The sequence below is a fragment of the Pseudoalteromonas sp. S1612 genome (genome assembly GCF_005887175.1).
Lineage (GTDB): Bacteria > Pseudomonadota > Gammaproteobacteria > Enterobacterales > Alteromonadaceae > Pseudoalteromonas > Pseudoalteromonas undina.
Genome location: NZ_PNDH01000062.1, coordinates 1 through 981 on the forward strand (window position 1 = coordinate 1; position 981 = coordinate 981).

General features: G+C 44.2%; 1 protein-coding gene. It reads right to left on the reverse strand.

From position 1 onward, the window contains the following. Positions 1–33: 33 nt before the first annotated feature. A partial coding sequence (gene tuf / locus CWB78_RS17345; RefSeq protein WP_138596699.1) for an elongation factor Tu occupies positions 34–981 on the reverse strand: 948 nt, incomplete at its 5' end.

A 981-nucleotide genomic window follows, 5' to 3' on the forward strand; every position in this document is an offset into this window, starting at 1 on the left:
TTTTTTTAATGCTTAATGCATTACAACAGTTGATTACTCAACGATAGTTGCAACAACACCAGCACCAACAGTACGGCCACCTTCACGGATAGCGAAACGAAGACCTTCGTCCATCGCGATTGGCGCGATTAGAGTTACTGTCATCTTAACGTTATCACCAGGCATTACCATTTCTACGCCTTCTGGTAACTGTACGTCACCTGTTACGTCAGTTGTACGGAAGTAGAACTGTGGACGGTAACCTTTGAAGAATGGAGTATGACGACCACCTTCATCTTTAGAAAGTACGTATACTTCTGAAGTGAATGTTGTGTGTGGGTTGATTGAACCAGGCTTAGCTAGTACTTGACCACGTTCAACGTCTTCACGCTTAGTACCACGTAGAAGTGCACCAATGTTCTCACCAGCACGACCTTCGTCAAGAAGCTTACGGAACATTTCAACACCAGTACAAGTAGACTTAGTAGTCTCTTTGATACCAACGATTTCAACTTCGTCATTCACGTTGATGATACCAGCTTCAACACGGCCAGTTACAACAGTACCACGACCTTGGATTGAGAAAACGTCTTCGATAGGCATGATGAATGGCTTATCGATGTCACGCTCTGGCTCTGGAATGTAAGAATCTAGTGCTTCTGCAAGCTCTACGATTTTAGCTTCCCATTGCTCTTCGCCTTCAAGTGCTTTAAGTGCAGAACCTTGAATTAGTGGTAAGTCATCACCTGGGAAGTCGTATTCAGAAAGAAGTTCACGAACTTCCATTTCTACTAGCTCAAGTAGCTCTTCATCATCAACCATGTCACATTTGTTCATGAACACAACGATGTAAGGAACGCCAACTTGGCGAGAAAGTAGGATGTGCTCACGAGTTTGTGGCATAGGACCATCAGTCGCAGCAACTACTAAGATAGCGCCGTCCATTTGAGCAGCACCAGTGATCATGTTTTTAACATAATCGGCGTGTCCAGGACAATCTAC